Genomic DNA, 24,412 nt, shown 5'->3' on the forward strand with positions numbered 1-24,412 from the left:
CCCGCCCGCAAGGCATACCACCAACCCCGGCAGAGCCACACACGCGGCTATTGATGTACATCCCCCCCCCCCCACCCCCCCCCTGGTGGGGTGGTCGGCCCGCCGGGCGGGGGGGGGGGCTCGCGCCGCACCCCACCCCGCTGCTTCGCAGCGACCCTCCCCACAAGGGGGAGGGTGAACAAGAAACCGGAGCTAAAACTTGAAAGCCAAACTGGGCATGTCCCCCATTGCGTGGTGGAACGACGATCTTGCCGAACTCAGCGACGACGTCTCGCTGGAAGAGTGCCTGCGCCAGTCGCGCTCGGCAGGTTTCACCGGCATGGAAATGGGCCGGCGTTTTCCAAACGACCCCGAAATCATGCTGCCGATCCTGAAGCAGGCCGACGTGACGCTGTGCGGCGGCTGGTTCTCCGGCACGCTGGTCGATGAGGACATGGGCAAGAACAAGGATCGCATCCAGCCGATGATCGACCTGTTCAAGGCGGTGAATGCGCCTTGCATCGTCTATGGCGAGGTCGGCCGCTCGATCCAGGGTGATCGCTCCAGGCCTCTCGCCACGAAGCCGAAATTGTCCAACGACGAGATGAGGGCCTATGCCAGGCGCCTCACCGAATTCGGCGAATGGTGCGCCGAGCAAGGCATGCCGCTGTCCTATCACCATCACATGGCGGCGGTGGTCGAGACCGAGCCGGAGCTCGATGGCTTCATGCGCCATTCCGGCGAAGGCATTCCGTTGCTGCTCGATGCAGGGCATCTCGCCTTTGCCGGTGGCGACGTGCTGCGCGCCATCGACAACCACCACAAGCGCATCAGCCATGTCCATGTGAAGGATGTGCGCATGGGCGTGATCGACGGGCTCGACCGCACAAAGCAGTCCTTTCTCGACGCCGTGGCGCTCGGTGCCTTCACGGTGCCTGGCGACGGTTCGCTCGATTTCGGCGCCATCGTGCAGCGCTTCGCCGACCATGGCTATGAAGGCTGGTTCGTCGTCGAGGCCGAGCAGGACCCGAAAAAGAACCCGCCGCTGAAGATGGCCCACGTGGGTTACAAGGAGCTGATGCGGGTGATGACGGCGGCCGGCTACACGGTCGAGACGCAAGGCTTTCCCAATGCGTAAGCCGGTCCGATGAAGGATTACGAGCACCCGTTCTTCCGGCCGCTGTGGCGGCGCGTTGCCGTCGTCGCCGTCTGCGTGATCTGGGCCGGAATAGAATTCGCCTCCGGCACCCCATTCTGGGGCATCATTGCGCTCGGCTTTGCCGCCTACGCGGTGTGGCAGTTCTTCTATCTTTACAAGCCGGTGGAGGAGAGCAAGGCTGCGCCTGATCGACCGAAGACCGGCGAAGCGAAGGCGGACGCCGAACCGAAGGAATGAAGCGGCCGTGGCTCGGAAGGGCTTGCGGGTCGGACACTCGACACCTGGCGTATCGCCTACGTCGGTGATTGGCCGGAACGTCCCTCGCTTCGTCATCCTAGGGTCTTCGCGACGGAGCTTCGCTCTAGGATGACGAAGTTGAGAGGCCGACCTCGAAGACTTGCGATAGGAGAGACAAAACATGTCGAAACTGCTCGTCAAAGCCGACAAGGGCCATGGCCGCGTCGCCTATGTCACGCCCAACAGCGCCGGATGGACCTATGTCGGCTTCGACCTGCACCGCCTGAAGCCGGGCGAGACCGCATCCGGCAAGACGCAGGATCGCGAAGTCTGCCTGGTGTTCGTCACCGGCAAGGGCACGGCAAGGGCCGGCGGCCAGGAACTCGGCCTGCTCGGCGAGCGCATGTCGCCCTTCGAGGGCAAGCCGTGGTCGGTCTATATTCCGGAGGGTTCGGACTGGTCGGTCACCGCCGACACCGATCTCGAACTCGCGGTCTGCTCGGCGCCGGGCCTGGGCGGCGGCTTGCCCGTTCGCGTCATCGCACCCGACGACCTCGGCCAGGAGACTCGGGGCAAAGGCACCAACACGCGCTACGTCACCAACATATTGCCCGAGGGCAAGCCCGCCGACTCGCTGCTGGTGGTCGAGGTCATCACGCCCGGTGGCCACACATCGAGCTACCCGCCGCACAAGCACGATCAGGACAACCTGCCGGCCGAATCCTATCTTGAGGAAACCTACTACCACCGCCTCAACCCGCCGCAGGGTTTTGCCTTCCAGCGCGTCTACACCGACGCCGACAAGACCGGCGCCCGCGAGCTGGACGAAGCCATGGCGATCGAGGACGGCGATGTTGTGCTGGTGCCCAAGGGCTATCACCCCTGCGCCGCCTGCCACGGCTACGACCTCTATTACCTTAACGTCATGGCCGGGCCGAAGCGGACGTGGAAGTTCCACAACGCGCCCGAGCACGAATGGCTCATGAAGGCCTGATCGGCCTTCGCTTGCGCCAGAAGCTGTTGGTCCAGCAGCGAAAAATCGTCGGCTAACGATCCACGGGGTCGATTTGCCTTCGAAAACCCGCATAAGCTTCGTCAATCCGTCATGGAAATCACCTATGGCAGCGGGCTGACGAGGATTTTTTTCGATGCGCTACGCCATCTATTTCACCCCGAGGCAGGACGAACCGCTGGCGCGGCTCGCCGCCAACTGGCTGGGCCGCGACCCCTTTGGCGCCGCCACCAGGCCGGTCGAGGCGGTGGGCGAGCTGTCGGCGGCCGAAGTCGCCTTTCACACCGCATCGGCGCGGCGCTACGGTTTCCATGCGACGCTGAAAGCGCCCTTCCGGTTGGCCGCCAACGAAACCGAAAGCTCGCTGCGCGCGGCGCTGGACGCCTTTGCCGAAGCAACGCCGACGGTCACCATCCCGCGCCTGGTCGTCAGCCAGATCGATGGTTTCTTCGCTTTGGTGCCGGAAGGCCCGCTGCCGCCGCTCAACCGTTTCGCCGACGATGTCGTGCTTAGCTTCGACCGTTTTCGCGCGCCGCTCACCGAGGCCGAGATCGAGCGGCGCAGCCCGGATTCGCTGAAGCCAGCCGAGTTCCGCAATCTCTGCCAGTGGGGCTATCCCTATGTGTTTGAGACCTTTCGTTTCCACATGACGCTGTCCGGCCGGGCCGGGCCGCAGGAAAGCCAACGTCTGCGCGCAGCGATCGACAGCCTCTTTGCGCAGGTGCTGCGGCAACCGGTGCTGGTGGATGCGCTGACGCTGTTCGTCGAGACCGAACCGGGCGCTCCGTTCATGGTGCTTTCGCATCATGCGCTCGGCCGCCGAGCTGCCCGAAAAACTGCCTGACCACAATTCGTCCGAGTAAGCAAGGACTGCCTGAAATGACCGCCGAAACCGTTCTCCACAACGCCCGCATCGTGCTTGCCGACGAGATCGTCGAAGGGTCGCTCGTGCTGCGCGACGGTTTTATCTCCGGCATCGACGCCGGCACCGGCCAAATCGGCGGGAGCATGGGCGGCGAGGACATGGGCGGCGACTACATCATTCCCGGCCTGGTCGAGCTGCACACTGACCATCTCGAAGGCCACTATGCGCCGCGCCCGAAAGTGCGCTGGAACCCGATCGCCGCCGTCCTTGCCCATGACGCGCAGGTGGCCACCGCCGGCATCACCACCGTCCTCGACGCGTTGCGTGTCGGCATGGACGAGGACGCGGATATTACCTCCGACGACATCCGCAAGCTCGCCGGCGCGATCGAGGACAGCGTCGCGAAAGACCGGTTGCGGGCCGACCATTTCCTGCACCTGCGCTGCGAGGTCTCGGCGCCGGATTGCTTGCGGGCTTTCGCCAATTTCGATGGCGACGAGCGGGTCAAGCTGGCCTCGCTGATGGACCATGCGCCGGGACAGCGTCAGTTCGTCAATCTCGAGACCTACGCCCATTACTATCAGCGCAAGCTGAAATTGACCGATCGCGACTTCCAATTGTTCTGCGAAAAGCGGATGTCGGAATCGGCGAAGAATTCGGGACCGAACCGGGTGGCGATATCAGCCGCCTGCAACGAGCGGGGCATCGTGCTGGCGAGCCATGACGACGCCACATCAGGCCATGTCGACGAGGCGATCGAACAAGGCGTGCGCGTCGCGGAATTCCCGACCACGCTGGAAGCCGCCAAGGCCTCGAAGGATGCCGGGCTCGGCGTGCTGATGGGCGCGCCCAACGTCATGCGCGGCTCCTCGCATTCGGGCAACGTCTCGGCCCGCACGCTGGCCGGCGACGGCCTGCTCGACATATTGTCGTCCGACTACATTCCCTTCAGCCTGATCCAGTCGGCCTTCTTCCTCGGCGACGTCGTCGAGGGCATTTCCCTGCCGCAGGCGGTTGCGATGGTGTCGAAGAATCCGGCCGAGGCGATCGGCCTAAACGACCGCGGCGTCATCGAACAGGGCCGCCGCGCCGACCTCGTGCGGGTGCGCCTCGACGATCATGTGCCGGTCGTGCGCACCGTCTGGCGCCAAGGGCGGCGGGTCGCCTGATGGTCTCGGCGTCGATCGAGCGCGAACTCAGCAGCGAGGCCTTTCCGGTCCGCAACGGCGTCTTCGTCGCCGTCGTCGGCCCGAGTGGCGCCGGCAAGGATACGGTAATCGGTTATGCCCGCACCTTGTTTGCCGACGAGACGAGGCTGGAGTTCGTCCGCCGGGTCATCACCAGGCCGAGCGACGCCGCAAGCGAGGATCACGACACGCTGGCCGACGCGGCCTTTGTCGAAGCCGAGGCCGACGGCGCCTTCGCCATTTCCTGGGAGGCGCACGGGCTGCGCTACGGCATTCCGGCCGATGTCGACTGGTCCATCGCCAATGGCCATGTCGCGGTCGCCAATGTCTCGCGCGCAGTCATCCCGGTGCTGCGGGAGCGCTATGCCAATCTGGCTGTCGTCGAGATCACCGCCTCGCCGGAAATCCTCGCCGAGCGTCTCGCCCAGCGCGGCCGCGAATCGCGCGGCGAAGTGCTGGCTCGGCTCGCCCGCAGCGCCAATATCGCTTTGTCCGGCTCCGGCGTCACCTCGATCGACAATGGCGGCCGGCGCGAAGCCGCCGGAGAACGCTTCGCCGAGGTGCTGCGCAAGGCGATGGCCTTCTCGGATATATCCGGCGTGATGTAGCGCTACTCCGCCGCGACAGTCTTCCGGCTGGCATCGAGCATCAGCCGCCTTGCGCGGAACACGCCCCATTGCTGGTCGACCAGCACGCCGATCAGGATCACGCCGCCCATCACCGCGAAGTTGAGCGAGGACGGGATGCCGAGCAGATTGACCAGGTTCTGCAACTCTTGCAGCAGCACGGTGCCCAGGATGACGCCAACCAGCGAGCCTTCGCCGCCGCGCAGCGAGAAGCCGCCGAGCACGGCGGCGGCAATGGCGTAGAGTTCGTAGAACTGGCCGTGGCTGGCCGGCGAGATCGAGCGCGTGTACATCGCGAAATAGATCGCCGACAGCGCCGTCAGAACGCCGCAGATGACATAGGCGGCCATCACGACGCGGCCGGTGCGGATGCCCGAATATTTAGCCGCCTCTTCGTTCTTGCCGATGGCATAGAGGTAGCGTCCGAACACCGAGCGGTGCAGCACCACCCACATGACGATCGAAATGACGATCAGTGCGATGAAACTGTTGGGCACGCCATAGCTGCGGCCCGCAGTGAGGAATTCGAGCTCGGGAAAATTCTGGCCGAAGGCGAAGCCGGCGGTGCCGTCGGCGGTATAGAAACGGGCGACCCCGCGATAGATCAAAAGGCCGCACAGCGTGACCACGAAGGGCTGCAATTTCAGCCTTGTGATCAGCCAGCCATGCGCCAGTCCGATGATGCCGCCCAGCACCAGGATCAGCGGCAGCGCCAGCGGCCATGGCATGTCGCGCACGGCGATGAAATCGATGAACAGCGTGCCGAGCAGCGCCACCAGCGATCCCACCGACAATTCGATGCCGCCGGTAATGATGACGAAGGCCTGGCCGATGGCGAGGATCCCGAACAGGCCGATCAGGTTCGAGGTGTTGGCGAGGTTGATCGGCAAAAGAAAGCGCGGGTTGATGGCGGTCACCACGGCGCCGACCACCAGGATCAGGATCAGCAGGCCGAGATCTTTTTTGCTCATCGTCTTCTCCCCAATGCGCCGGACCGGCAATCGCCTGAAGCCCGCTAGTTTGCCGGCTTGCCGACCGCCAGCAACAGCACGTTTTCCTGGCTGAATTGTTCCTTGTCGAGAATGCCCGAGATCTGGCCCTCATGCATGACGGCGATGCGGTCGGACACGCCGATCACCTCTTCCATGTCGCTGGAGATCATCAGCACGGCCACGCCGGCATCGGCCAAGGCTCGCATCAGCCCGTAAATCTCGGCCTTGGCGCCGATATCGATGCCGCGCGTAGGCTCATCGAGGATCATCACCTTCGGGTTCATCGCCAGCCATTTGCCCAGCACCACCTTCTGCTGGTTGCCGCCCGACAGCGTGCCGGTTCGCGTCTGCACCGACGGCGCCTTGATGCCGAGATTGCTCTTCTGCTTCTCGGCGGTGGCGGTCTCGGCGCTTGCCGACACCAGTCGACGCTTCGCATGCGCCGGCAGGTTGGGCAGCGAGATGTTCTGCGCGATCGACAGGTCAAGCAAAATGCCGGTCAGCTTGCGGTCTTCCGGAACCAGAAAAATGCCATGCGCGACCGCATCGGCCGCCGAACCCAGCACAAGCGGCTTGCCGTCGAGTTCGAGCCCACCGCCAAGCGTGCTGTCTATGCCGAAGAACACCCGCGCCAGTTCGGTGCGGCCGGAGCCGACAAGGCCGGCGAGGCCGAGGATTTCACCGCGCCTGATGTCGAGGTCGACCGGCCGGGCAGGGTAGGCGGGGGTGCGGATGGCTTTGGCCGAGAGCGCAGTGGCGCCCGGCGCCCGAGCCGCCTCGGAGGCCTTCTCGCGCTCCTTCAGCATGCGGCCGATCATCAGCTTGACCATCTGGTCGTGGTTGATGGCGCTCTTCGGCAAGGTGCCAGCCAGCATGCCGTCGCGCAGCACCACGACGCGGTCGGCGACGCGCTCGACCTCATGCAGCCGGTGCGAAATGAAGATGACGCTGATGCCATCGGCCTTCAGCGCCTTGATGACGTCGAGCAGCTTGTCGGTTTCGGCGAGCGGCAGGCTCGACGTCGGCTCGTCGAGGATCACCAGCCGCGCCTTGATCGACAGTGCCTTGGCGATCTCGACCATCTGCTGCTGCGCCAGCGACAGCGAGGCAACCGGCGTATCGGCGGAGAAATTGGCGCCGACGCGCTTCAGCAGTGGCGCCACCATTTTGCGCAGCTTGGCGCGGTCGACCAATCTCAGCGGCCCGCCGCGCAACGGCTCGCGGCCGAAGAAGATATTGGCGGCAACATCGAGGTTTTCGAAGAGATTGAGTTCCTGGTGGACGAAGGCGATGCCCGACCCCAGGCTGCCTTCGACGGTGAGCCCGTCATGCGCAACGCCGTCGACGGTGATGGCGCCGCTGTCCGGCCTGGTGACGCCGCCGAGGATCTTCATCAAGGTCGACTTGCCGGCGCCGTTTTCGCCGACCAGGCCGATCACCTCGCCCGGCCTGACCTCCATGGAAAAGCCGTCCAGCGCCACCACGCCCGGATAGGTCTTGCGCACGTTCTCGAGGCCGAGGAACGGGGTGGTTGCGACGATAGATGGGTCGGAATAATTCATCACGCCATATTTGATCAGGCTTGCCAGCAGCCGGTGGGCTACAGACTGACGGGCCTTGGCCGACCCGTCAACACGATCGCCGGCTCAAGGCGAACCCTGAGCCGGCGCAACTGCTCGTGGTCTCAGTTTCCGGACATCGCCTTCAGATTGGCGGCATAGGTGTCGACATCGTCCTTACCGATGATCTTGGTCGGGATGATGATCAGGCCGCCTTCCGGAATGCCTGATTTGTCGCCCTTGAGATAGGCGGCCATCAGCTTCATGCCCTGATAGGCCCATTCGAAGGGCTGCTGCACGACGGTGGCCGCCACGGTGCCTTCCTTGACGCCGCCCAACGTGATCGGATCGTCATCGAAGCCGACGACGGTGATCGAGCCGAGCTTGCCGGCGTCGCGCAGCGCTTCATAGATGCGCGGCGTGTTGTAGGAATAGAAGCCGACCATGCAGGTGATGTCGGGGCTGGCGACCAGCGCGTCCTCGACATTCTTCTTGGCGCGCGCCTGGTCGATGTCGTCGCCGCGCACGTCCACCAGTTCGATCTTGCTGCCGGCGAGGCCGTCCTTCATGCCCTGGATGCGTTCCTTGGCATTGTCGGCGCCGAGCAGGCCGACGAAGCCGAGGCACTTGCCGCCGTCCGGCATCGCTTTCTTGGCGATCTCGGCCGCCTGCTTGCCGGCGTCGACATTGGACGAGCCGATATAGGCAACACGCTTGGTCTGCGGGGCATCGGAGTCGGTGGTGAACAGCGCCGTTTCCGACGCTATCTTGTTCAGACCGTCGGTCGAGGTCTTGGGATCGACGGCCGAGACCATGATGCCCTTGACGCCGGCGGTCACCAGATCATCCATCAGCCGCTGCTGGATGGCGACCGAGGACTGCTCGGGATATTTGAGTTCGAGATTGTAGTCGGGCAATTCGGCCTGCGCCTTCTTGACGCCGGCTTCGGCGGCCTTCCAGAAATCGGAAGCGCCGTTGACGACGAAGGCCAGCGTCGGCTTGTCGTCGGCGCGCGCAATGGCTGTCGCGGTCAGGCCAAGCAGCAGGGCTGCGGTGGCCACGGATGCATGTCGTATCAAGGATTTCATGTTCAACCTCCCGTTTTGGCTCAGTCGTCGGACTGAACCGATCTTGCATTCACTGACTTGCCGCTCGCGATTTGGACGCCCTCCTCCTCAGGGGTTCCCGGCGCTGAAGAATGGCGTCGTCGGTCGCGATCACGGACATTAGAGACTCATCCCGTGCTCGTAAATAGTCTGATTTGTCTGACATATCACATGTCCGAGACCACGCTTGCGGAGGCAAACCCCGCTCGCCATCGGGCCATTCACGTGCACTTCTCGCCGCACGGGTCCCACCTGACCGGACACGGCGGATTGACGTTACAGCGTCGTTTTGTATTAGTAAACACTATTAGCAGAGGTCCCGCGCGGACACTCGGCGGTGGCCCTAGGTCTAGTTTTCCCGAACAGGTGCAGCACCGCTTCGCGCAAGCAGATGCCTTGCAGTCCTCGAATTTCACGCGGCCCGCAGCGGCATGGCGGGGAACTTCAAAGCTGCTAATAAAGATAAACGCCTTCGACTATTTCCATCGGTCGACGGCGCGACACCATCTTGTCGGTGTGGCAGGCTTGCGACTAGACAGGCTGGGGATTGGGACGCAATGCCATGAGCGAGACGAGGGATCCGGACGACACGGCGAAGCGGCGCAAGGCGCCGGCGAGAGCCGCCAAGGGCGGCCGCGTCACCATGACCGACATCGCCAGGGCAGCCGGGTGCTCGCAGGCGACCGTCTCTTTCGTGCTCAACGATTCGCCCGGCATCCGGCTGTCGCAGCAGACGCGCGAGCGGGTGATCGACGCCGCGCGTGCGCTCGGCTACGCAGCACCCGCCTTCTCGGCGCTGCGCAAACCTGTTCCCGCCTTCGATGGACTTGACAGTGTCATCGGTTTCGCCGTCGACCAGCTGGCGACAAGCCCGGAAGCCGTTGTCGCCATCGAGGGCGCGCGCCAGGCGTCGTGGAACGCCGGCAATGTGTTGCTCGTGGCGCAGACCATGGGCGACGCCGTCATGGAGCCGCGCGCCATTGCGGCGCTCACCAGGCGCGGCATCTCGGCGCTGGTCTACATGACCATCTTCACCCGCGAGATCACGGCACCGGACTTCCTCTACGGCCTCGACATCCCGGTCATCCTGCTCAACTGCTACACGGCCGATTATGCCTTCCCGGCCGTGGTGCCGTCCGAGATCGCCGGCGGCCAGAACTCGACCCGGCATCTGATCGGCCACGGCCACCGCCGCATCGCCACCATCACCGGCGAGCCGTGGATGCAGGCCGCGCAGGACCGGCTGAAAGGCTACCGCAGAGCGCTCGCCACCGCCGACATCCCGTTCGATCCCGAACTGGTGGTCGAGGGCGACTGGTCGGCGAGCGCCGGCTATGCCGCGACCGTTAAGCTTTTGGCGCTCAAGGAGCGCCCGACCGCCATCTTCTGCCAGAACGACCGCACAGCCATCGGCTGCTACGAAGCGCTGAAGGAGGCGGGCCTGCACATCCCGCAGGACATCTCCGTCGTCGGCTATGACGACGAGGAGATCGCCCGCCACCTGTTCCCGCCGCTGACAACATCGATCCTGCCGCACATGGCGATGGGCCAATGGGCGATCGAACAGCTCGAAGTGCCGCCGCCTCCCGGCCGCGGCCGCTATCCAATCACCAAGCTGGAATGCCCGCTGGTGCAGCGGGATTCGGTGGCAGCTGTGGCTGGATAAAGCTGAACCAGCCCATCCCGATGCAAATCGGGATGGGTCTGTTTGGTGTTTGCGCCTCAGGGCAGGGTCAATCCGGGAACGTGCCGCGGTTAGAACCGCAAGACGACGAAGGAGCGCCTGCGATAGCAGCGCCGGCGCAACCGGCCATGCCGCCAGAACGTGCGGCAGTGCCGTCTCCAGACATGCCGCCTGTGGTGGCGACGATGGTGCCATCGCCGATGCGAGATCTGCTCGACATCGCCAGCGCCTTCGTCGTCATCAAACGAATTGGCATCCTGCTTGTCGAGTTCATCGAGAATGCCGTTACCGACATTGGGAACCCCGGCCACGGCCTCGAGAGGCCGAACCGCGGTAGCAAGCGCCGCGGCCCCCGCAACGCCAAACAATGCTGTCAAGAATGATCGCCGATCCATCAAAACCTCCATCAGCAAGACAAGGCTAACATGACGAGCCTAACACAAAGCAGCTAGAGCGGGTGATACAAAAGGCCAGAGGCGAATCTTCGAGCCGGCCAAACGGGTGACCGGACGGACGGCAGAGGTCGGAGCAAGGCCGCTACCGGGCGGCGCGCTTCCTTCGGCTCGGCGACCAAGCCATGCGGAATGCCGCCGATGAAAGCGCACAGCCTGAGCGGTTCCGCCTTTCCGCGAAACTCTGAACCGCTTGGCAAAGCTACCCCCTAAGAATGCCCGCCACCTTGCGGCAGTGGCTGGCTGAGAGACTGACGCCCCACGGCAGATGCGATGTTGCGGTACTCAGCGCCGCGCCAATATCCGGCAGAGCTCCTTCAGGTCCCGGTCGTAGGTGCCCTTGCCGCTGAGCACGCTGGCGCAGCGTTTTTTCATCTTGGCGATCTGGCCGGCCGACATGGCGCTGATGGCAACCACCGCCGGTCGCGCCGGCACCGCCGGCGTGTTGGGATCCCTGGGGCTGGTGGTCGTTGTCTGTGTGCCAATGCCGACGCCGACCCCGGCCGTCACTCCACTGCCCACCCCGACCCCGGCGCCGACCCCGACACCGCTGCCGACGGTTGCGCCGAACCCGACCCCGACGCCCGTGCCGACCGATACGCCGGCGCCGGCGGTAACGCCGCTGCCAACCGAGGCGCCGACACTGGCGGTGGTGCCGCTGGTGCCTCCGACCGTCGCTCCGGCATTGACGCCCTTGCTCCCGCCGACCGAGACACCGACGCCAAGCCCGCCGCCACTGCCGCCGACCGAAACACCCACCCCACCGCTGCCGCCGATGCCCGCACTGAGCCCGCCCGCGCCAGCCGGAAAGCACAAAGCTACGGAAACCGCGCCGCCAGCCAAGACCTTTGTTAAACTTTTAAAGAAATCCATAACGCCGCTCCCCGTGCTGGTTGCCTGGACGCAGGTTGAACAGCATCCGTTACCAATATGATTACGCGAGTGTAGCGTTTTTAGTTTCTGCAAGAATAGGTAGTATTGGAAATCGTTGTTATGGCTTCTTGCGGCGACCGGAATATATATGTTGGAATTGGCGGAAAAAAATCGAGGATTTGCGGTTAGACTCGGAACCTTAGACAGGCAGGACGAGTGCTCGCATGCGGGAATTTACCGGGCGCATGCCACATCGTTCCGCTGCTCGCAGTCGACGGCGTCAGCGCTACCCTTGCGGGCATACCTTCGCCCCGTTTGGCGTTTCTGCCCTTTGGATCGGATGCCGATCGTCCGCTGGCGTTTCGAATCTCTTCAACTTACGCCGAGTTTCGCAAATCCACTTTAATCCCGGCTAACGTTCGAAGGGTTCGCCAAGCGAGGCGACACCGTTCAGCCTGAGCAAGCGGCGGTCCGCCGAGATGACACCGAGCACGACGATCGTAACGAGATAGGGAAGGCTGGAAAGCAGTTGCGATGGCAAGTCCAGACCGGTCGCCTGGGCGGCGAGGCTCATCAGCGAAACCGCACCGAAGAGGCAGGCACCCAGGAAGATGCGGCCAGCGAGCCACGTACCAAAGACAACGAGTGCGATCGCGATCCAGCCACGTCCGGCAATCATACCGTCCGCCCAAAGGGGCGTGTACACCGCCGCCGCATAGGCGCCGGCAAAACCCGCCATCATGCCACCAAAAGCTATGGCCGCGATACGGATAGCGATGACCGGATAGCCGATGGCATGGGCTGCCTTGGGATTCTCGCCGATTGCCCTCACGACAAGGCCGACTCTCGTATAGGCAAACATCGCCCAGATCGCAAACGTCACGGCAAGGGAAAGCCATACGACGATGTCCTGGACAAACAGCCTGCCGACTACCGGGATTTCCGAGAGGCCGGGAAAGGCAAGTTTCGGGAGCCCCTTCACCGTCAAGCTCTCGTAGCTTTTGCCGAACAGCGCCGAAAGGCCTTGGCCGAGAATGCCGATCGCAAGGCCTGTCGCGACCTGGTTTGCCCGGAATCCGAGTGCCAGCACTGCAAAGACGAGGGACAGGACGGCGCTACCGAGGCCGGCGGCAACGAACCCCAGCAGGTGTCCACCGCCGTGGTAGACGACGATGAACGCGAGCACCGCGCCGAGGGCCATCAGGCCCTCTACGCCGAGGTTAAGAACACCGGCGCGCTCGACCACCAACTCGCCGAGTGCGGCAAGGAGAAAGGGGGTTGCCGCTGCGAGCATGCCCGAAATAATGAACTCGACGGCGTTCATGGCTGGCTCAGGTGATGGGGGCGGCGCCACTCGATGCGGTAGCGCACGAAGGCCACAGCGCCGAGATAGGCGAGCAGCAAGCTGCCTTGGAAGACGCGGACGGCGGCGATCGGCAGGTTTGCCGACACCATCGCATTGTCGCCGCCGATATAGAGGACAGCCATGAAGAGCGCGGAAAAGATGATGCCGACTGGATGCAAGCCGCCGAGATAGGCGACAATGATGGCCGCATAACCGTAGCCGGTCGAGATCGAGCGCTGCAGCTGGCCGAGCGGACCCGCGACTTCCGCCGCGCCTGCCAGTCCCGCCGCCATGCCACCGATCAGAAGCGACAGCCAAATCGCACGCCCTTCGCTGAAGCCGGCGTAACCGGCCGCGCGCGGGGCAAGGCCGCCGACCTTGAGCTTATACCCCATGAAGCTTCGCTGCATGAAAACCCAGGCCACCAGCGAGAGCGCAAGTGTGATGAGCAGCGAGACGTTGACGCGGGTACCGGTGATCAGGGTCGGCACCATCGCGTCGTTCTGAAACATGACGGATTGTGGGAAATTGAAGCCGGCCGGGTCCTTCCATGGGCCGAGCAGCAGGTAGTTGAGGACTTGCGCCGCAACGAGGCTCAGCATCAAGGAGACCAGGATCTCGTTCGCATTGAGCCTGACGCGCCAGAAGGCGGTGATAGATGCCCAAAGTGCACCGCCGAGGGCACCGAGAAGCAGCATCAGCGGCCAGATCCACTGCCCGGTCGCCTGCGGAAACCAGACGGGGATCGCCGAGGCGAAAATAGCGCCCAGGATAAACTGGCCCTCCGCGCCGATGTTGAACACTTTTGCGCGGAAACCGATCGCCAGCCCCTGAGCAATGAGGAGAAGGGGCCCCGCCTTCAGCAGCACCTCCGCAAACGATGCCCAGGAGAGGAACGGCTCGAGAAGCATCGCGTACAGGACGGCCGCCGGATCTCGGCCTATCAGCACATAAAGGCCCAGATTGAGGATGATCGCCATGCCAAGCGCGACAGCCGGGGCCAGCATGGCCGCGACGAGCGAGGCATGCTCCCGGCGGACGAGCGCGGGGAGGAACGTCGCGGCCCAAACGCTCATGCAGGAACCTTCTCTGGCGAGGCATGTGCTCCGATCATGTATCTGCCGATGTCTTCGGGGCGCGTGTCCCGCGTGACCAGAGGCGGACTCAGCATTCCATGATGGAGCACCTGGATGAAATCGCAGAGTTCGAAAAGTTCCTCGAGTTCCTCGGAAATTACGAGGATCGCCACGCCCAGGTTGCGCAACGCGATGAGCCGCCTTCTGATGGCGGATGCAGCGCCAATGTCTACACCCCAGGTCGGCTGCGCCACGAAAAGCAGTTTTGGCGACAGCATCATCTCGCGACCGACGATGAATTTCTGCAAGTTGCCGCCGGACAGCGAGCCCGCTTCGGCATCCGGGCCGGAGGCGCGGACGTCGTACCGACGGATGCATTCGCTGGTGAAAGCCGTCGCTCCGGCGCTGTTGATGAGGCCGCGCCTCACGAGATCGAAAGGATGGGCGGTAAGAACGGTGTTGAGCACGAGCGACATTTCAGGGACCGCGCCGCGTCCCAGCCGGTCTTCGGGCACGAAGGCGAAGCCAAATCTCCTGCGCGCGGCCGCATCGAGTGTGCCTACGTCGCGGCCCATCATGTAGATCCGGTCGCGTTGTTCCTTCAGCAGCATCGCTTCGCCCGAGATGAGCGCGGCAAGCTCGCCTTGGCCATTGCCCGATATTCCGGCTATGCCAAGGATCTCGCCTGATCGTACCGTGAGGCTGATGCCGGAGAGCGGCGTGGCAAAGGGGTCGTCCGGCGTGTAGTCCATGTCGATTATTTCCAGCCGCTTCTCCCCCTCGGGCATGGCCAACGCGGGCATCACCTCGGGCATGTCGCGGCCGATCATCATCCGGGCGAGGTCGTGCGCATCATAGTCGCGCGGGTCGACGGTGCCGATAACGCGCCCTCCACGCAAGACCGTCGCCTGGTCACAGATCGTGCGAATTTCCTCCAGTTTGTGGGAGATGAACAGGATGGACACGCCGCGGTCGCGAAGGCGCCTGAGCGTGTCGAACAGCTTCTTCACCGCCTGCGGCGGCAAGACCGAGGTCGGCTCGTCGAGAATGAGCAGCTTCGGGTCCGTCATCAGGCAGCGGATGATCTCCACCCGCTGCCGTTCGCCGACCGAGAGCGCGTGCACATCGGCGAGAGGATCCACTTCAAGGCCGAAATCCTGGCCGAGGCTGCGGATGCGCCCCGCCAGCTCCGCCTTGCCGCCGGGGACGACGAGCTGGATGTTCTCGACGACAGTCAGCGTCTCGAACAGCGAGAAATGCTGAAAGACCATGCCGATGCCCCTGCGCCGTGCCTCAGCCGGCGAGGCAAGGCGCAGATGCTCTCCGTTCCAGACGACGGTGCCTTCGTCCGGCTGTTCAACGCCATAGATGAGCTTCATCAGCGTCGATTTGCCCGCCCCATTCTCCCCGAGGATCGCATGGATCGATTGGGGCGCCACGTCCAGATCGATGGCTTGGTTGGCCCGGATCTGGCCGTAGCTCTTCGAGATGCCGCGGAGCGACAGAAGGGGCGGGGTCATGACTTACTTCGGCAGTGGTGTGGTGACACCCTTGACGTGCCAGTCCATCGCGACGATCTCGGGATCCGCTATCGTCGCACCGGCGGCGGCGGCTTCGCTGCCGTCGGCCTTGGTGATTGGACCTGTGAAGGGCGAGAAGCTGCCGTCGGCGATCTTCGCCGCCACTTCCTTGATCTTCGTCATCGTGTCGGCTGGGATATCTGAGTTCCAGTCCACGACCTCCACCACCTTTTCGGCGACGCCGAGGAAGGTGTTGGCGCCCTTGAAAGTTCCGGCGAGATGGGCATCCACGGAAGCCTTGAAGAAGGGCGACCAGTCTGTCGCGATGCAGCCGAGATATTTCTTCGGTGCATATTTCTTCATCGACGAATTGAGGTTGAACGCGTAGACGCCAGCCTCCTCGCAGGCCGAGATCACGGAGGGTGTGTCCTGCGCGTTCGAGAAGATCACGTCGCAGTTCTGTGCCATCAGCGCCTTGGCGGCTTCCTGTTCCTTGGCCGGGTCGAACCAGGAGTTCACCCAGACGACCGATACCTCGATATCGGGATTTACGGTCTGTGCGCCGAGCGTAAATGCGTTGATCGAGGTGATCAGCTCCGGAATGGCGAAGGCCGAGACGGAGCCGACCTTGCCGGTCTTGGAAAGAGCTGCGGCGGCTATGCCGAGCAGGTAAGTGCCCTGGAAATACTTCGCCGCGAAGGGCGAGAAATTCGGCGCGGTCTGGAAGCCGGAGGCATGCAGCACGGTGACCGCAGGATCGCGGCGGGCGATCTGTAATGCACCATTCTGGTAGCCGAATGAGCCGGCGATCAGGAACTTGTTACCGTCGGCGACGGTCTTGTTCATGATCCGGTCGGCGTCCGGCCCTTCGGCGATGTTCTCGATGACGGTGATCTTCACCTTGTCGCCGTATGCGGCCTTGACCGGCTCGAGGCCGGCGGCGAGCGCATGGCCCCAGCCGACATCGCCGACCGGCGACGGGAGCACGAGCGTGATACCGAGCGGCTCGTCGGCCGCAAAGGCGGGACGGCTGCCAAGCGCGCCGGCAAGCCCTGTCGCGGCAAGGCCCTTCATCAGAGTTCTGCGGGTCAGATAGTTCAGCATGTCAGTTCCCCTGTCTTAAGTTGTTAGAATTCCACCGCGGCAAAGGCGGCTTCCGCGTCCGCAGCAAGCCGGGCCTCGTTCAGCCCGGTAAACGCACCCTTCTCCCAGACGATGCGGCCGTTGATCATGGTCATGTCGGTGGGCATGCCGATACCGACCTTGGCGATCAGGCTCAATGGATCGTGGCGCGTGCCGACATAATCCATGCGGCGCGTGTCGATCGCGAAGAGGTCGGCGCCCATGCCGGGCGACAGTCGGCCGATGTCATTGCGGCCCAGAAGCGCGGCCCCGCCCGTTGTCGCATAGCCGAGGAAATCGACCGGCGCAGGCACGGGATGAGCGCGCGTCGAGGCCGCCAGGCATTGCAGCATGTAGGCGGAATGGATGCAGTGCATGAGGTTGGAGTTGTCGTTCGAGGCAGCACCGTCGCAGCCGAGACCGACGCGCAGGCCAAAGGCGGACATGGCGGGAATATCAGTCACCTCCGCACCCACCAGATAGACCGGCTCCGGGCAATGCGAGACACCGGTGCCGCTCGCCGCCATCAGCCGCAGTTCGTCATGCATCAGCTCCCAGCAATGGGCATAGAAAGTGTCTCGGCCGGCAAATCCGAGGTCCTCGAGATAGTCCACCGTACGCATGCCATGGCGGGCCTCGATGATCGGGCTTTCGCCCTCGCCGACATGGGTGTGCATCCGCACCCCGCGATCACGCGCCAGCGAAACCGATTCCACGAAGGTCTCGCGGTAGCAGTTGACCGGCTGGCAGGGAGCGACCACGACCTGACGCATGCTGAAGGGACTGGTGTCGTGATAAGTGTCGATGAGGCGTGCGCAGTCGGCAATGAATTCGTCCGTGGTCTCCAGCATCTCGTCTGGAATGGTCGAGCCTTCCGATTTTGGCAGCGTGTTGCCGCCGCGGCCGGCATGGAAACGCATGCCGAGAAGATCGGCCGCTTCGAACTGCCGGTCGATGAGCCGTTTTCCGGCATGGCGCGGAAAATTGTACTGGTGGTCGAAGGCCGTCGTGCAACCGTGCTTTATCATCTCTGCCATCGCCGTGATCGAGGCGTGGTAGAAACAATCCTCGTTGAGCCGGGAGAAGATCGGATAGATCCGGTCGAGCCATTCGATGACCGACAGCTTCGTCCAGTCGAGTTCGGCACGGTTGCGCACAAAGCACTGAAAGAAGTGATGGTGCGTGTTGACGAGGCCGGGATAGACGAACCAGCCGTCGGCGTCCTGCACGATAGTACCGGCCGGCAACTCGCTTCTGTGCAGGCCTTGCCCGATTGCCTCGATCTGCGGGCCATTCGTCAGCACATCGACATTGCGCCGGACGCTCGGACCCCTGCCCTCGTCGGTGATGACCGCTGCGCAATTCTTCAGGAGATAGCCGGTCACCTCACGCCTCGTCCAGCATGGGTCGCGGTTCGGGCTTCAACTCGTGCAGCCGGTGGATACCGGGCATCTCGATGAAATTGTCGAGGCTGCGGAGCGCTCGCGACCAGAGCCGGATCGTGGGATACGAATCGAGGGAAACGCCGCCGTCGGGCGCGAGCGCGACATAGGGAAAGCAAGCAATGTCGGCAATCGTCGGCCGGTCGGAAGCGAGAAACCGGTCGCCACGCATTTTTTGTTCGAAGAGGCCGGCTTCCAGCTCACGTAGTGCCGCTATGCCATTGGCCTGAAGCGCACCGATGTCACCGGGGCGCAGCAGCATCTCATGCAGGCGCGCGCCGCCGAGGTTGGCGGTCAGCCTGTGCGAGAAGGAAAGCCATTGCTGGATGCGCGCCGTCTCCTCGGGGGCGCCGCTGCCGAGCCAGGCCGGTGCTGCCTTCGCGGCGAGATAGCCAAGCATGGCGGAAGACTCGGTCAGGATCAGGTCGCCGTCTTCAAGGATCGGGATGGAGCCTCCCGGATTAAGCGCCATAAGCTCGGGGCCACGATGCTCGGCGCCGGGATGGAAGTCGACCGGGCGGATTTCGAGCTTCACACCTGACAGCGTCGCCATCAGGCGCACCTTGTAGCAACTTGGGGAGAGGATGTAGTCGTAAAGCTTCACTGTGCCACCAATTGCGCGCCGTAGGTATAATTGTGGCGCTTCAGCCAGCGGCGATAGGCGACCGAGGTCAGGTCGGCGCGCGTCGGGATTTCCATGCCGGGATCGAGCGGCAGAAGACGCGGGATCTGGTTTTCGAGGATCGAGCGGTCCTGCAGGAAAATCGTCTGCTGGAAATGGATGAGGTCGGTCTGTGGCGTCTCGTCATCGAAAAGCGCCATCCACGGCCAGACGTCGCAGAGATCCTCGGCAAGCGGTTGGACGAATAGCGTAATGACATCCCATTCGCCCGGGCGCGGCGGGCAGGTCTTGTAGAGGACTGAGCAGGTCGGAGCCGGCACGCGGTACATGTATTCCGTCGTGATACCTCCGCTCGCGGATTTCGCCGCCTGCGGCTGGTAGAACTTCACCTGGGTCGCCCAGACCTCGTCCTCTTCCTCGCGGATCTCGACCTTGTAGTTTTCGACCTCGGTATGCGGCTCCGAGCCGAGGATGTCGGTATGGACGAAGGGGAAGTGTGCGATGTCGAGGAAGTTCTCGACGGCGCGGAGCGGCGAGCAGCGCACCCGCACCACGCCGACATCGACGAAGCGGCGCCCGGGCTGGTCTGCCTCGGGAATTGGGAAGACCGGTTTCTTCGGTTCGCCGAGCGACGACCAGATATGGCCATAGCGCACCGAAACCGGCAGCACGCGCCCGTTTTCGCCTGTCACTTTCGCCGCGCCATCGGCGTCGAGCGCAACCTTGATCGGCTCGTCCATCAGGGTGGTCTCGCGCCCATAGCGGTCGAGCCGGCTGAAAAGCCCGACCGGATACCATTCGTCGCGCATCGCATCGTCGATCATGGCACAGCCCCTTTCGCCTCGATCCCTTCGGCCATGCGCCGAAGGCTCTCGGCGGCTCGCGAGGCGGCGATGCGCTCGGACGCATCGCAATCGGCTGGAACAAGGACGTGGATCAGCGTCTCGCCGGCTTCCTGCGGGATAGGCACCAGGCGGATTGCCGGCGCGCCGGGCGCCTGCCAGACGTATCCTTCAACGGTGGCCTTCGTACCGGCAGCGACCGAGAGTGCCGAACATCCGGCGCGGGCCGTCAATGAACGGAGCGGGACGTAACCCTCAAAAAGGGGTGGCTTGCCGTCAGGCTCTCCATCAGCGACCCAGATGATCCCGCCCGCCTCTTCGACCAACCGGGTCGCAACGCGAATCGTCTCCGGCGGCGTGAGGCTGGGATGGGCAGGAATGCGCAGGCACTGACCGGCCTGCGAATAGGTCCAGCCGTGATAGATGCAGGAGAGCGCCTCGCCGCGCACGAAGCCATGGGAGAGGCGCATGCCGCGATGCGGACAGCGATCCGCCGATGCCGCCAAGCGCCCCGATTGGCTTCGCCAGAGGGCAATGGGACCGGCGGGCGTCCGCCCCGGCATTACCTGTCCTGTTGGCAGATCCTGGGAAAGGGCGACCGGCACCCAGGTGTCCGTCTTGTCGGACAGCATGACCTTACTTTCCGTACTGATACTACTGTTTCCCGACCAGAGAGATGCCGGCGCAAGGAGTTGGCGAACCGCTCGATGCGGCTGACGTATGCATAATTATTTCGCAATTGCAATATTGATTAAATTAAGTGCAAACGGAGGGTAACCACACGCAAAGCTATACGTTTTTTTGCTCGACAGGCGCGCGGTCGATCGTCTCGACCCAGACTTCAATGGGCCCAAGCGAACATCCCATCTCCATCATGTCGATCAGTTCCGCCGCACCGGCAATATCGAGTTCGATGCGATCGGTGCTTGCATGAGCGATGTGGTGCGCGAGACCGAGCTTGGCCGCATGGCGCATGATCCAGGGCAGGAAGGACGCGGGTTCGAGGTGGCCGCGAATGGTCATCCGCTCATGCAAGCGGTGTTGACTTTGCTTCATCACGAACGGAACGCGCGCCTTGGTGTCACGGTCAGCAGCATAGCGTCTGACTGAACGGGCGGAAGTGGTAATCGACGCGCCAATAACACCGAATATCGACTGATCGCCCGTGCCTAGACCCGGGCACTCATGCATGTCGCCCAGAAGTGCCGAGGTTGTGGGACAACGACATGCATTAAACAAAGACTTCAAGCGGTCGCATGAATCCGTTCAGCGCGACGCTCTTTAGGGTTATCCAAGCTATTGTAATGCATCTGCCCTTCCCGAGAGATGGGTGACAGTTCATTCCGGAGACATGGGTTACACTTTCGGCCCTTTGCAAGGAGAGCAAGGTGCCTTGGAAGGAGTGTAACGTCATGGAAGAGCGGCTGAAGTTCATTGCCCGGCTGCTGGACGGCGAGAAGATGGCGGTGCTTTGCCGTGAGTTCGATATCTCGCGCAAGACCGGCTACAAGATCCTCACACGCTACAATGACAGTGGCCTTGAGGGGCTGACGGATCGATCACGCCGACCCTACCGCCACGCCAATCAGCTTCCGTTTCAAATCGAGAAGCTGATTGTGCGCCTCAAGCAAGACAAGCCGACCTGGGGTGCGCCAAAGATACGCGAACGGTTGGCCCGGCTGTATCCTGACGTTCACCGGCCTGCGATCTCGACGGTGCATGCGGTTCTCGACCGCCATGGCCTGGTCGAGCGCCGCAAGCGAAGGCGCAACAGGGCGATGGGAACACTACTTTCAAACGGCTATCGGCCCAACGATCTGTGGTGTGCCGACTACAAAGGCGAGTTCATGCTCGCCGATCGGCGCTATTGCTATCCGCTGACGATCACCGACTTCGCCAGCCGCTATCTCATCGCCTGCGAGGCGTTGTCGACTACCAAGGAAGCCTATGCCTTCACGGTGTTCGAGAGCGTTTCCAAAGAGTTCGGCCTGCCCAGCGCCATCAGGACCGACAACGGCGTTCCCTTTGCCAGCCCAAACGCGCTGTTCAATCTCAGCAAACTGTCGGTCTGGTGGCTGCGCCTGGGCATCGACATCGAGCGCATCCAGCCGGGCTGTCCGCAGCAGAACGGGCGCCATGAGCGCATGCACCTGACTCTCAAGAAGGAAACCACCAAACCGGCTGGCGCCAATTTCCTGCAGCAGCAGGCCAGGTTCGATGACTTCATCAATGAGTTCAACTCAGAACGCCCACATCAGGCGCTCGACATGGCCTGTCCAGCCGAGCGCTACACGCCGTCACCGCGCATCTATGCCGGCCTGCCGGATCTCGATTATCCGTTTCACGACAAGGCCGTCACCGTCACCACCTGCGGCCGCATCTGCTACAATCGCAAGAAGATCAACCTCAGCCTCGTCTTTGCCGGCCAGACCGTCGGCATCAAACAGGTCGAGGACCATATCTGGCTGGCTTCCTTCATGGATTATGATTTGGGCTACTTCGATGATGAGACATGCAGGCTCGAACCACTCCAAAACCCCTTCGGGCCAAAAGTGTTACCCATGTCTCCGATATAAACCGTAACCTATGTGTCCGGAATGGACCCTCGGTAAGCTGGCGCACCCGACAGGATTCGAACCTGTGACCTCTGCCTTCGGAGAGATACACTGTTCATTTCCGAATGATAGCTATCGAGATAATTGCAGAGACAAATCATATATTTACGCAATACCACTTTGCGGTTTACTATCCAATAGTTTCCTCTGAGTTCCCCTTGGCTGCTTCCGTAGTGCTTCCGTGGGGCTCGAGTTGGTTGGAGCATTCGATGACGAAACTGTCCAAACGTACGGTCGATGCGGCGGAGATAAGAAACAAAGAATACATCATCTGGGATGATGGCTTTCCAGGCTTTGGCCTTCGTATCTTCCCCTCCGGAAAAAAGTCGTATCTGTTCCAGTATCGGCATCATGGACGAACCCGTCGGATCGCTATTGGATCGTATGGGGCGTGGACTCCTGACAAAGCCTTGAAGCGGGCAGTGAAACTGCGCGACGATGTAAATGACGGTCGCGATCCATCTTCCGAGCGTCACGCTATTGCCAAAGACATATCCGTATCCGCGCTCTGCGACATCTATCTGGGGACAGGGTGTGAGCACAAGAAACCGTCAACCGTCGAAACGGATCGTGGTCGCATTTCACGCCATATCAAACCGCTTCTCGGCCATCTGCTCGTAAGAGCCGTTTCGTCGGCAGATGTCGAGGCTTTCGTGAAAGCCATCGTTGCGGGCAAGACGGCGGGCGACCACAAGACAGGAAAACGAGGCCTGGCTAGAGTCCGAGGCGGTAGGGGGACGGCCACTCGCACCGTCGGGTTGCTCGGTGGAATTTTCACCTTTGCCCAGAAATTCAAGCTCCGAACCGACAACCCTGTGAGGAATGTAACGACGCCCAAATACAGAAAGCGCGAGCGGTTCCTGACGATCGAAGAACTTGGTCGGCTTGGGAAAGCACTCAGTCATCCCGCCTCAATGGCAATGAATGCCAACGTCGTGCCTGTAATCAAGCTGCTCATCCTGACGGGCTGTAGGAAAAGCGAAATTATGAAGCTTCAGTGGTCTGAAGTGGACTTCGAGAACGGCTATCTCGATCTCGCCGATACCAAGACTGGTGCACGGAAAATTCCCTTAAACGATCAAGCGCTTTCGATACTTCGCGCCCGGCCCATGGTGGCGGGAAATCCGTACGTGTTTCCCGCAGCGTCGGGTTCGGGTCATTTCACCGCATTACAGGATGGTTGGCAGAAAGTTCGGGCTGCCGCCAACTTCCCCGATGTACGAATCCACGATCTGCGACATTCGTTCGCAACGATCCTTGCAAAGGACGGCAATAGCCTGCTGATGATTGGAAAGCTCCTTGGGCACCGAGACCTGCGAACTACGCAGGTTTATGCTCATTTGGTAGATGAATCCCAACGTGACGCATCGCAGCGCGCCGGGCGGACCATTGCAGCAAGTTGGATCGGGGAAAGCGACTAGGGAAATGACCAAAAGTCCTGAATTTCCTCAAGCCTTTCAGGCTCTATCACAGCCAATTTTTCGTCCCCATGAGCGACTGGCCGCTTTTCGCGAGTTTTACAACGCGGGGGTGATGCGAGCCCTCCAAGACGCGCTGACCTTTTGCGATGAACTCGCAGGCGAAGAAGGCGGCGTAACCGTCCCAAAGTGGATTTTAGCGGCTTCACGCGATCTTGTCATCGAACGCATAGAGAGGGGAAAAACCATAGGAAAAGGAAAGCACGGAAATGACTCGGCGGCATACTTTGACCATCAAAAACACCTTTTGCGATACCTGCGTGTTCGAGCGTTGATGAACACGGGTGTCACCCTGGAAGAGGCCTATCAACCAGCCTCTGAGGGCCTGAAGGGGACATCCGCCGAGGGAGGGGAGGATACGATCCGCGCATCGTATAAGAAGGTACAAAAGGCGCTAAAGGACCCCGAGGAAGCGATGATGCTATATCCCTACCGCGGCTTCGTTGTAGATTAAGCTAGGCCAACTTATCGCCGCATTAGTTAGTCTCGAAATCACTAGTCGTTTGAGGAATCATCCTGACACTCGATACCGAGAAAGGACCTCAGATGCCCCAAGATGTGTTCATTCGTCCTGACAAGGCCGCTCATATTCTGCACTTGTCAGTCTCCAGTCTCGCCA

General features: G+C 62.3%; 24 protein-coding genes. 11 read left to right on the forward strand and 13 right to left on the reverse strand.

Annotated features, from left to right (window positions below; all coding sequences use genetic code 11):
- The first annotated feature begins 199 nt into the window (after window positions 1-199).
- The 6 genes from iolE to phnN all read left to right on the forward strand — a co-directional run bounded on the left by iolE (window position 200) and on the right by phnN (window position 5,047).
- A complete protein-coding gene (iolE, locus tag NKK50_RS22740) occupies window positions 200-1,117 on the forward strand; it encodes a myo-inosose-2 dehydratase (protein ID WP_352543871.1) in 918 nt (305 codons plus the stop codon).
- A 9-nt stretch (window positions 1,118-1,126) separates the two neighbouring features.
- The gene (locus NKK50_RS22745) at window positions 1,127-1,375 is read left to right on the forward strand and encodes a hypothetical protein (protein ID WP_023672345.1); all 249 of its coding nucleotides are present in this window, start codon (window positions 1,127-1,129) and stop codon (window positions 1,373-1,375) included.
- 181 nt (window positions 1,376-1,556) lie between these two features.
- A complete protein-coding gene (iolB, locus tag NKK50_RS22750) occupies window positions 1,557-2,369 on the forward strand; it encodes a 5-deoxy-glucuronate isomerase (protein ID WP_023684054.1) in 813 nt (270 codons plus the stop codon).
- Window positions 2,370-2,523: 154 nt separating this feature from the next.
- Entirely contained in the window at window positions 2,524-3,231 is a 708-nt protein-coding gene (locus NKK50_RS22755; RefSeq protein ID WP_023684053.1) for a DUF1045 domain-containing protein, read from the forward strand.
- Window positions 3,232-3,266: 35 nt separating this feature from the next.
- Window positions 3,267-4,421, forward strand: coding sequence for an alpha-D-ribose 1-methylphosphonate 5-triphosphate diphosphatase (locus NKK50_RS22760; protein ID WP_352543872.1), 1,155 nt, complete (start codon window positions 3,267-3,269; stop codon window positions 4,419-4,421).
- Window positions 4,418-5,047 (forward strand): phosphonate metabolism protein/1,5-bisphosphokinase (PRPP-forming) PhnN, encoded by a 630-nt coding sequence (gene phnN / locus NKK50_RS22765; protein WP_023684051.1) that lies wholly within the window; start codon window positions 4,418-4,420, stop codon window positions 5,045-5,047. Before NKK50_RS22760 ends, phnN begins: the two co-directional genes overlap by 4 nt.
- 2 nt (window positions 5,048-5,049) lie before the next feature.
- Here the strand turns inward: phnN and NKK50_RS22770 are convergent, their stop codons facing one another.
- From NKK50_RS22770 to NKK50_RS22780, 3 genes are all read right to left on the reverse strand, one after another.
- A complete protein-coding gene (locus NKK50_RS22770) occupies window positions 5,050-6,036 on the reverse strand; it encodes an ABC transporter permease (protein WP_023672350.1) in 987 nt (328 codons plus the stop codon).
- 44 nt (window positions 6,037-6,080) lie between these two features.
- The gene (locus tag NKK50_RS22775; protein WP_352543873.1) at window positions 6,081-7,619 is read right to left on the reverse strand and encodes a sugar ABC transporter ATP-binding protein; all 1,539 of its coding nucleotides are present in this window, start codon (window positions 7,617-7,619) and stop codon (window positions 6,081-6,083) included.
- A gap of 122 nt (window positions 7,620-7,741) precedes the next feature.
- The gene (locus NKK50_RS22780; RefSeq protein ID WP_023672352.1) at window positions 7,742-8,704 is read right to left on the reverse strand and encodes a sugar-binding protein; all 963 of its coding nucleotides are present in this window, start codon (window positions 8,702-8,704) and stop codon (window positions 7,742-7,744) included.
- Window positions 8,705-9,284: 580 nt separating this feature from the next.
- Between NKK50_RS22780 and NKK50_RS22785 the strand changes: the two genes are divergently transcribed.
- Both NKK50_RS22785 and NKK50_RS22790 read left to right on the forward strand, forming a co-directional pair.
- The gene (locus NKK50_RS22785; RefSeq protein ID WP_352543874.1) at window positions 9,285-10,388 is read left to right on the forward strand and encodes a LacI family DNA-binding transcriptional regulator; all 1,104 of its coding nucleotides are present in this window, start codon (window positions 9,285-9,287) and stop codon (window positions 10,386-10,388) included.
- Window positions 10,389-10,534: 146 nt separating this feature from the next.
- Window positions 10,535-10,789 (forward strand): hypothetical protein, encoded by a 255-nt coding sequence (locus NKK50_RS22790; protein WP_352543875.1) that lies wholly within the window; start codon window positions 10,535-10,537, stop codon window positions 10,787-10,789.
- Between the two features lie 354 nt (window positions 10,790-11,143).
- Here the strand turns inward: NKK50_RS22790 and NKK50_RS22795 are convergent, their stop codons facing one another.
- From NKK50_RS22795 to NKK50_RS22840, 10 genes are all read right to left on the reverse strand, one after another.
- Complete coding sequence (locus NKK50_RS22795; RefSeq protein WP_352543876.1) at window positions 11,144-11,617, reverse strand: hypothetical protein; 474 nt, start codon at window positions 11,615-11,617, stop codon at window positions 11,144-11,146.
- Between the two features lie 526 nt (window positions 11,618-12,143).
- Window positions 12,144-13,055 carry an ABC transporter permease gene (locus tag NKK50_RS22800; RefSeq protein ID WP_023700481.1) on the reverse strand — a complete coding sequence of 304 codons (912 nt, stop codon included), beginning with the start codon at window positions 13,053-13,055 and terminating at the stop codon, window positions 12,144-12,146.
- Window positions 13,052-14,152: an ABC transporter permease gene (locus NKK50_RS22805; RefSeq protein WP_023695008.1), complete on the reverse strand. Its 1,101-nt coding sequence runs from the start codon at window positions 14,150-14,152 to the stop codon at window positions 13,052-13,054. Before NKK50_RS22805 ends, NKK50_RS22800 begins: the two co-directional genes overlap by 4 nt.
- The gene (locus NKK50_RS22810; RefSeq protein ID WP_023739727.1) at window positions 14,149-15,672 is read right to left on the reverse strand and encodes an ABC transporter ATP-binding protein; all 1,524 of its coding nucleotides are present in this window, start codon (window positions 15,670-15,672) and stop codon (window positions 14,149-14,151) included. The genes NKK50_RS22805 and NKK50_RS22810 overlap by 4 nt, the downstream gene beginning before the upstream one ends.
- A 3-nt stretch (window positions 15,673-15,675) precedes the next feature.
- Window positions 15,676-16,773, reverse strand: coding sequence for a BMP family ABC transporter substrate-binding protein (locus tag NKK50_RS22815; RefSeq protein ID WP_196814159.1), 1,098 nt, complete (start codon window positions 16,771-16,773; stop codon window positions 15,676-15,678).
- 26 nt (window positions 16,774-16,799) lie between these two features.
- Window positions 16,800-18,179 (reverse strand): amidohydrolase, encoded by a 1,380-nt coding sequence (locus NKK50_RS22820; protein WP_352543877.1) that lies wholly within the window; start codon window positions 18,177-18,179, stop codon window positions 16,800-16,802.
- 1 nt (window position 18,180) lies between these two features.
- On the reverse strand, window positions 18,181-18,840 hold the full coding sequence (locus tag NKK50_RS22825; RefSeq protein WP_023689145.1) for a glutathione S-transferase family protein: 660 nt from the start codon (window positions 18,838-18,840) through the stop codon (window positions 18,181-18,183).
- On the reverse strand, window positions 18,837-19,682 hold the full coding sequence (locus NKK50_RS22830) for an aromatic ring-hydroxylating oxygenase subunit alpha (RefSeq protein ID WP_023689146.1): 846 nt from the start codon (window positions 19,680-19,682) through the stop codon (window positions 18,837-18,839). The genes NKK50_RS22825 and NKK50_RS22830 overlap by 4 nt, the downstream gene beginning before the upstream one ends.
- Window positions 19,679-20,332, reverse strand: a complete 654-nt coding sequence (locus NKK50_RS22835) for a Rieske 2Fe-2S domain-containing protein (RefSeq protein ID WP_023689147.1) — start codon at window positions 20,330-20,332, stop codon at window positions 19,679-19,681. Before NKK50_RS22835 ends, NKK50_RS22830 begins: the two co-directional genes overlap by 4 nt.
- A gap of 157 nt (window positions 20,333-20,489) precedes the next feature.
- Complete coding sequence (locus NKK50_RS22840; protein WP_352543931.1) at window positions 20,490-20,756, reverse strand: acylphosphatase; 267 nt, start codon at window positions 20,754-20,756, stop codon at window positions 20,490-20,492.
- A 332-nt stretch (window positions 20,757-21,088) separates the two neighbouring features.
- Here NKK50_RS22840 and NKK50_RS22845 point away from each other — a divergent pair, with 332 nt between their 5' ends.
- The 3 genes from NKK50_RS22845 to NKK50_RS22855 all read left to right on the forward strand — a co-directional run bounded on the left by NKK50_RS22845 (window position 21,089) and on the right by NKK50_RS22855 (window position 24,247).
- Window positions 21,089-22,276, forward strand: coding sequence for a helix-turn-helix domain-containing protein (locus tag NKK50_RS22845; RefSeq protein ID WP_502896464.1), 1,188 nt, complete (start codon window positions 21,089-21,091; stop codon window positions 22,274-22,276).
- A 248-nt stretch (window positions 22,277-22,524) separates the two neighbouring features.
- On the forward strand, window positions 22,525-23,736 hold the full coding sequence (locus NKK50_RS22850) for a tyrosine-type recombinase/integrase (protein ID WP_352543879.1): 1,212 nt from the start codon (window positions 22,525-22,527) through the stop codon (window positions 23,734-23,736).
- A gap of 4 nt (window positions 23,737-23,740) precedes the next feature.
- A complete protein-coding gene (locus NKK50_RS22855) occupies window positions 23,741-24,247 on the forward strand; it encodes a hypothetical protein (protein WP_352543880.1) in 507 nt (168 codons plus the stop codon).
- The last annotated feature ends 165 nt before the right edge of the window (window positions 24,248-24,412 follow it).

It is taken from the genome of Mesorhizobium sp. M0001, assembly GCF_040324255.1.
Classification (GTDB): Bacteria; Pseudomonadota; Alphaproteobacteria; order Rhizobiales; family Rhizobiaceae; genus Mesorhizobium.